The sequence below is a fragment of the Amycolatopsis sp. NPDC054798 genome, from assembly GCF_053611505.1.
The window spans coordinates 1-6,830 of sequence record NZ_JBSHAM010000183.1 but is presented as its reverse complement, the minus strand read 5'-3'; the positions used below and the strand labels follow the sequence as shown (position 1 = coordinate 6,830).

Genomic DNA, 6,830 nt, shown 5'->3' with positions numbered 1-6,830 from the left:
GTCCCGGGGCTGGCCGCCCCTCTCGCTCCTCTGCTGTCTATTACTTCCTTTTATTTCATATCATCAACCTTCCCCCGCGGGCGCGCCGCCACCCAAAACACCCCCCCCCCCCCCGGCTCGCGTTCAAAGCAAAAAACGCTCAGGACCGGCCGAGGGCCGAGATCAGACCGCGATACAGCCAGTACATCGGCTTCGGGGTGTAGTCGTCGGTCAGGAGACCGAAGTTGTCGAACGGGCTGGGGGAGCCGGTGACGTCGTCGCGCAGGTCGAACATCTCGTAGCTGGCTACGTTCTCCGTGACGCGGTCCTGGTTGATCGCCAGGATCTCCGTGGTGAGCGCGCGGGCCTGGTCGGCGGGCGTGCGCTCGGCGGTGTGCGTCGCCCAGCCGTTCTCCGACACCCGGATCGGCACGTCGCGGCCGAGACCGGCGATCGGCATCTCCTGCGTGCGGACGTTGTGCAGGGTCTGGTGGACGAACCCGGCGAGGTCGGACTGCGGAGGGATGCCGGGCAGCCCGGCGTCCGGGTAGAGGTCGACGCCGACGAAGCCGACCGACCGGCTGAACTCCGCGCCGCCGAGCTGGGCGAGGTGCTGCCAGAACTGGGTGAACGGCCGGGTGAAGGCGACCTCGTCGAAACCGAGCTGCAGCCGGTCGAATCCGTCCCGGTCGGCTGCCTTCTTGCCCGCGATGACGCCTCGCACCAAGGCGTCGTCGCCGTTCGGCTTGGGCAGCACGTTCTGTTCGAGGGTCACCGAGATCGTGTCGGCGACCGGGCCGTAGCGGTGGACCGTGTTCTCCACGCAGGTCTGCCATTCCGGCATGCTCTCGCCGGAGTAGCTGAGCACGACGTCGAGCCGGCGGCCCGGTGCGAGGTACTGCATTTCGTCGTCCGGGAAGGCGCTGCCGCAGCCGAGGTAGTCGCGGAGCAGGAACGGCTTGTGGCCGGATTGCAGCTGTGCCAAGGCTTTCTTGACCTTGGCCGGATTGTCGGGTTTGCCGGTGGTGGAGCCGCCGCCCGCGTAACCGCCGGGGTAGATGCCGAAAGTCAGTGCCGAGGTCGTGGCGTCGGCGGCGGCCGGGGCGAAGACGGTGAGCCCGGCGGTGAGAGCGGCGGCCGCGGCGGCGGCCCGGATCTTGTTCATGGCATTGAGTATTGGAGCCCGCGGCGGGCGGACCCGATGACGGATGTCACCTTCCGGCCGGGGTATTCGTCATCCGGGCCGAGCAAGACCGGTTCTTCGCTGCCGAGAGCGGCGTCGAAGAGCGCGGTGTCCCATTTGCCCCAAGCGATCGAGACGGCGGGCAGACCGTTCGCCCGGCGATGGGTGGCAAGGGCGTCGAGGAACCGGTTGGCGGCGGAGTAGTGCGGCTCCCCGGCTTCGCCGAAGGTGCCCGCGAGAGACGAGAAGAGCACGAACGCCGACAGCGGCAGGTGTTTCGTCGCTTCGTGGAGGATCCGCGCGGAGTCGGCTTTGGCGCGCAGGACCGGGTCGAGGCAGGCAGGGGTTCGCGCCGCGAGGACGTCGTCGTCGAATACGGCGGCGCAGTGGATCACAGCCGTCAGCGGCGGGTCGCAAGAAGCGATGAGGCTTTCGACCTGGTCCGGGTCGGCGACGTCGATGGCGGCGATGCGGACGTCCGCGTCGAGACCTGCCTGGAGGTGTTCGGCGCCGGGGGCGGCGGGACCGCTCCGGCTCGCCAGCACGAGGTGCCGGACGCCGTGCTCGGCGACGAGGTGCTCGGCCAGCAGGGCCCCGATCCGGCCGGTGCCGCCGGTGACGAGGACAGTGCCGGCCGGGTCGATGGGCCGGGCAGTGGAGGCGGTCGCGGGGGAGATCCGGAAGGCGTGCGGGACACCGTCGCGGACAGCGAGCTGAGGTTCGGTGCTGCCGCCGACGAGGTCGAGGATCTCGGTGGCGGGGGTCGGCTGGTCGAGGTCGACGGCGGTGATTCCGGCCGCGTTGACCAGGCCCCGCACGGCGGCGCTCGCGAGGTCGGGGTTGGGTCCGGTCGCGTTGGTGGTCACGACGACGAGCCGGTCCTCGCGGTGCTGCAGCTTGTGCAGGGTGTCGGCGGCAAGGGAGTGGAGGTCGCCGCCGGCGGGGATTTCGAGGATTTCGGCTTGGCCGGGCTTCGCTGGCACGGGAATCCATCGAGGACGGTAGAGCAGGCTTTCGCCGGGCAGGTCGACCCGCCGCGCGCCGCTCCCGGCGAAAACCTTGTTCCAGGCGACGGGAATGCCCGCGGTGTGCAGCCGGGCGAGTTCGGCGAGAAGCTCCCGGACCGAGGACGGGGTGAGGTCCAGGACGAGGCTGGTGTCGTCCCAGGGCCGCCTGGTCACGCGGGCGACGGCTTCCGGTCGGAGGCCCCATGATTCCACCAGGGAGCACAGTGCGGCTTGGAAAGCGAAGAGCCAGTCCTGATAATCGCCTAACATCGCGTCGAAAGTCTCGGAGAAGAGAGGAAACCGTTGGGAGAATTCGGTTTCTCGGCCCGGAGAGAGTTTGCTGCCGCGGGAGACGAAGGTCAGCCGGGGACGCTCTGACACGGTCTCGCCGGTCGTTGTGCCGCTCGCGACCGCTTCGAGGGCGGTTCGGTCGCCCGCCGGGACCAGGACGCGGTGCGCCAGCGGGGTGCGGGTGGCGAGGGAGTAGGCCAGGTCGAGGTCGGACGCCGTGCTGTCGAGGAGGCTCGCGGCGAAGGCGCGCAGGGCGACGCGGTCGGTCGCGCTGAGCAGCCAGGGCGGCGTGGGGAAATCCGTGCGGGCAGCGGGTTCTGGCATGGGAGTCTCTTCCGGAAGGACGTGCGCGGGATCGGGTCGAGGAATGCCGTCGCCAGGCCGGGTTCGGAGGTGCCGGCCGCGGCCGCGCCGTCGAAGGGCGCGGTTCCCGGGATTGCGCTGGAATCAGTCGCGGCGGCCAGTAGCACGGCGAACGCGGGTCCGGTCCGCTCGCGGCGCGCGGTCCGCCCGGCTGGCAGCGGCCGGACCGCGTCGGCTCTGTGTCCTGGCACTCCTCGACATATACCGCGCTCAGGCCGGACTGGGCGGAGGGTTACCCGTTTGGTCCCCGTTCCGTGCACGCGGTGCCCCCGCCGGTGCTCGGCGGGCAACGATCTCCGCGACTTCCGCGCACGTTTCGCCCGGATCGAGGCGTCCGGTGTCCAGCACTGTGCACTGTGGACGGAGCGGGAGGTATTCCGCGACGTGGTCGTGGATGCGGTCGAGCAGGACCGGGCCGCCCAGTTCGGCCATCGCGTCGGCCGCCGCGTGGTCGCCGCGTGCGGCGAACCGGGCCTTCGCCTGCGACCGGGGCGCGGCAAGCATGATCTCGATGTACTCGCCGCCCGCCGCGCGCGCCGCTTCTTCGAACCGTTCGGCCTGCTCGACGCGAGTCACCAGCTGCGGCAGGACCACGTCGTGTCCGGCCCGCAGATGCGTTTCCGCCATGGCGAGCGCGAGCCGTCGCGCGGCGGGCAGCGTGTCCCAGAACGCGGCCCGCCAGCCGCCGATCATCGTGACCACCTGGTCGGCTTCGAGAGCGAGCACTCCCGGGTGCAGATCGGCGTAGCGCCGCGCGACGGTGGATTTCCCGATGCCGGACGGACCGTTGAGGTGGATCAGCCGGACCATCCGCCCGACCCTAGCGGCCGAGCGGCTGCCAGCGGCCGTCGCGGACGCGCCCGAAGACGACGTCGGCGAAGTGGTTCCCGAAGCCGATCGTCCCGGGTTCGGCCAGTTCCGCGACGAGTTTCCGGCGGTGGCTGGCGGCCTCGGCCGGATCGTGGTCGTACACGCAGGACCAGCCCGGATTTTCGATCTGTATCGGCGAATGGACCGAGTCGCCGAACGCGATCAGCCGCTGGCCGCCGTCGGTGATCACGTATTCGGCGTGCCCCGGCGTATGCCCGGCGGCGAAGCGAACTTGGACGCCGGGAAACACTTCCTGCCCGTCCTGGATCGTGCGGACCCGCGGTGCCAACGCGGCACTCTCTCCGGACGCCTCGCGCTGAGCCCATTCCGGTTCCGTGACCAGATATTCGGCCAGGGGGAACGCCAGCTGCCCGGCCCAGCCGACGTGATCCGAGTGCAGATGCGTGAGCGCGACCGTCTCGATGTCTTGCGGCTTTCGCCCGAGTGCGGCCAGGCTGTCGAGGAGTGCGCCGCCGTGCAGCGCACCGTTCGGTGCGCCCGGCTCGGCGGGCAGCGACTGCGGTCCGAACCCGGTGTCGATCAGCAGCGCGCGGCCGTCGCGTTCCACCAGGAGGCCGCCGATGCTCGCGACGAGGTAGCCGTCGTCGTCCAGGTACTCCGGGCGGGCGGCCCAGGTCTCGGCGGTGCTGTCGGGCAGCCATCGGCGCGGATCCCCTTGCACCGCACCGTCCGGCACGAAGGACACCTTTGTCTCGCCCAGGTGCACGGTACGGAGTGCCGCTGGTCTGCGCAGTCGGTCGTCGAGCACGGTTTCGTTCCCTTCCCTCAGTCGCCTCCGACCATAAGCATCAAGTTAGAAACATTCAAGCTTTAAATATTCTGACTTGATGGAGTTGCTAGGATGGACCCATGACGGAACCTCAGGCGATCGCCGAACGGGAGCTGTGCGGTCTGGTGAACGGGCTGGCGCAGCAGATCGCCGACCACGTCCGCGAGCGCGCGACGGCGCTGGGGCTGACCGCCGCGCAGGCGACCGCGCTGCGGGAGCTGACCGGTCCGATGACCATGCGCGAGCTGGCCGAGCGGATGAGCTGCGAACCGTCGAACGCCACGTTCGTCGTCGACAAGCTGGAGAAGCAAGGGCTGATCGAGCGTCGTGCGCATCCGACCGACCGGCGCGCCAAACATCTCATCCTGACCGGGGACGGCACGGCGCTGCGCGAGCGGCTGCTCGAACTGCTGGCCCGGGATTCGCCGCTGGCCGGGCTCAATGCGAAGGAGCAGCGGGTGCTGCAGGGCCTTCTGGAGCAGGCGATCGTGCCGAGCGGAGGCCGTCGAGGATGATGCGCAGATTCCGCCGCCACTGATCTTCGCCCGGGACCAGGCCGACCGTGCGGCCGGGCGGGATTGCGGTGGCGAGCGCGAACGGAACGTCCCGCCAGTCGAGGTCGGCGCGGAGCGTTCCGGCCTTTTGCGCGCGCTGGACCAGGTGTCGCATCGCTCGTCGCAGGCGGGTGATGCGTGGTTCCAGCTCAAGCTGCTCGCCGCGGCCGGACAGCGCGTCGTGCAGCCCGCAGCTTGACGCGCGCAGCTGGACATAGGCCTCGGCGAATTCCGCGAAGCCCAGCCACGGGTCGGGGGAGTCGAGCGCGTGCGCGGCGAGTTCGGTCATCTCGTCGATCGTGTCGGTGAGGATCGCGGCGAGGAGGGCGTCCAGCGACGGGACGCGCCGATACAGCGTGCCGAGGCCGACGCCCGCGCGTTGCGCGATGTCGCGGGTCGTGACTGCGAGCCCCAGTTCGTCGAGCGCTTCGCGGGCCGCCGCGACCAGCCGCTCGACATTGCGCTGCGCGTCGGCGCGCGGGCGGCCTTGGGCGAGCAGTGCGGCGACGGCGGAGTCCGGCATTCCCGCAGTCTAACCAAGCGGGTCACTCTGTTCCGCTTCTGGTAGCTTGACGGAACCGGAACAGGATGACCCGCTTAGTGGAGGTGGGGGCTTGACCAAGCCGATCGGCGTCGGAATCCTCGGCGCGAACCCGGATCGAGGCTGGGCCGCGCGGGCACATGTCCCCGCGATTGCGGCGTCGCCCGACTTCGCGCTCACGGCGGTCGCGACGACTCGCACCAGCAGTGCGGAAGAGGCACGTGTCCGCTTCAAGGCGCGACACGCTTTCACTGACGCACGGAGCCTCGCCGGGCATCCCGACGTCGACCTGGTTGTTGTCACGGTGAAGGTGCCCGCGCACGTCGAGCTGGTGGCGGCCGCTCTGGAGGCGGGCAAGCACGTCTACTGCGAGTGGCCGCTGACGACGACCGCGGAGGAAGCCGCCGCCTTGGCTGCGGCGGGGGAGCGGGCCGGGGTGCGTACGGCCGTCGGTCTGCAGGCGCGATTCTCGCCCGCCGTCCGCCGGGCTCACGCGATGATCGCGGCGGGGGAGATCGGCACGGTGCAGTCCGCGACCGTCTACAGCTCGCGCAGCAAAGGAAACACTCGCGAGGTTCCCGGATGGACGGCCTACACCTACGACCGCCGCGCCGGTGCCGGCCTGGTCGAAGTCCTCGGCGGGCACGCGCTCGATCTGGTGCAGCACCTGCTGGGACCGATCCGCGAGCTGACCGCCCGTACCGCAATCCGGAACAGCTCGCATCGCGTCGCCGAGACGGGCGAGCCGATCACGGCCACTGCGCCGGACCACTTCCTCGCACACGCCGAACTCGACGGCGGGGCAGTGGTTTCCGTCCACCTGCACGACGGGGAAGCGGTGCTGCCCCGGACGCGGATCGAAATCGCGGGCACCGAAGGAAATCTCGCGCTGACTTCCGTGCCGGACGCCGACCCGTGGGCCGCGCAACTGCAGATCGGCTGGCTGGGCCTTCACTTGTCGCGCCCGGGAAGTCCGGAATGGACGGTGGTTCCGGTGGGGGAGGCGAGCGATTTGCCCGTCCAGGCGGCGAATGTGGGCCATGTCTACGAACAGCTGGCGGCGGATCTTCGAGAAGGAACGAACACGGTGCCGGACTTCGCCGTTGCCCGCCGGCTGCACGAGCTTCTCTCAAATGTATAACGACCTATACGGCTTGCGATCAGAAAAGATCCGTCGCGCGAGACACCCAGCGCTCGCTCCGATCGCAAAACACCGCACAGATGCCGAGGGGCGACGAGTGCCGCCCCGGAT

General features: G+C 69.9%; 7 protein-coding genes. 2 read left to right on the top strand and 5 right to left on the bottom strand.

What is annotated here, in order from left to right; all coding sequences use genetic code 11:
• Positions 1-139: 139 nt before the first annotated feature.
• From ACWGIC_RS44100 to ACWGIC_RS44085, 4 genes are all read right to left on the bottom strand, one after another.
• Positions 140-1,144 carry a hypothetical protein gene (locus tag ACWGIC_RS44100; protein ID WP_452081907.1) on the bottom strand — a complete coding sequence of 335 codons (1,005 nt, stop codon included), beginning with the start codon at positions 1,142-1,144 and terminating at the stop codon, positions 140-142.
• Positions 1,141-2,784, bottom strand: a complete 1,644-nt coding sequence (locus ACWGIC_RS44095; RefSeq protein ID WP_452081906.1) for an SDR family NAD(P)-dependent oxidoreductase — start codon at positions 2,782-2,784, stop codon at positions 1,141-1,143. The genes ACWGIC_RS44100 and ACWGIC_RS44095 overlap by 4 nt, the downstream gene beginning before the upstream one ends.
• 249 nt (positions 2,785-3,033) lie before the next feature.
• Positions 3,034-3,633: an AAA family ATPase gene (locus ACWGIC_RS44090; RefSeq protein WP_452081905.1), complete on the bottom strand. Its 600-nt coding sequence runs from the start codon at positions 3,631-3,633 to the stop codon at positions 3,034-3,036.
• 10 nt (positions 3,634-3,643) lie between these two features.
• Complete coding sequence (locus tag ACWGIC_RS44085) at positions 3,644-4,462, bottom strand: MBL fold metallo-hydrolase (protein ID WP_452081904.1); 819 nt, start codon at positions 4,460-4,462, stop codon at positions 3,644-3,646.
• Between the two features lie 101 nt (positions 4,463-4,563).
• On the opposite strand from ACWGIC_RS44085, the gene ACWGIC_RS44080 reads away from it, so the two are divergent.
• A complete protein-coding gene (locus tag ACWGIC_RS44080) occupies positions 4,564-4,998 on the top strand; it encodes a MarR family winged helix-turn-helix transcriptional regulator (RefSeq protein ID WP_452081903.1) in 435 nt (144 codons plus the stop codon).
• Here ACWGIC_RS44080 and ACWGIC_RS44075 read toward each other — a convergent pair.
• Positions 4,922-5,560 (bottom strand): TetR/AcrR family transcriptional regulator, encoded by a 639-nt coding sequence (locus ACWGIC_RS44075; RefSeq protein WP_452081902.1) that lies wholly within the window; start codon positions 5,558-5,560, stop codon positions 4,922-4,924. The genes ACWGIC_RS44080 and ACWGIC_RS44075 overlap by 77 nt on opposite strands.
• Positions 5,561-5,651: 91 nt before the next feature.
• Here ACWGIC_RS44075 and ACWGIC_RS44070 point away from each other — a divergent pair, with 91 nt between their 5' ends.
• A complete protein-coding gene (locus ACWGIC_RS44070; RefSeq protein WP_452081901.1) occupies positions 5,652-6,719 on the top strand; it encodes a Gfo/Idh/MocA family protein in 1,068 nt (355 codons plus the stop codon).
• Positions 6,720-6,830 lie beyond the last annotated feature (111 nt).

Coding starts and splice junctions, on each gene's coding strand:
- ACWGIC_RS44100 (WP_452081907.1), bottom strand. CDS start 1,144: ATGAACAAGATCCGGGCCGCCGCCGCGGCCGCCGCTCTCACCGCCGGG.
- ACWGIC_RS44095 (WP_452081906.1), bottom strand. CDS start 2,784: ATGCCAGAACCCGCTGCCCGCACGGATTTCCCCACGCCGCCCTGGCTG.
- ACWGIC_RS44090 (WP_452081905.1), bottom strand. CDS start 3,633: ATGGTCCGGCTGATCCACCTCAACGGTCCGTCCGGCATCGGGAAATCC.
- ACWGIC_RS44080 (WP_452081903.1), top strand. CDS start 4,564: ATGACGGAACCTCAGGCGATCGCCGAACGGGAGCTGTGCGGTCTGGTG.
- ACWGIC_RS44075 (WP_452081902.1), bottom strand. CDS start 5,560: ATGCCGGACTCCGCCGTCGCCGCACTGCTCGCCCAAGGCCGCCCGCGC.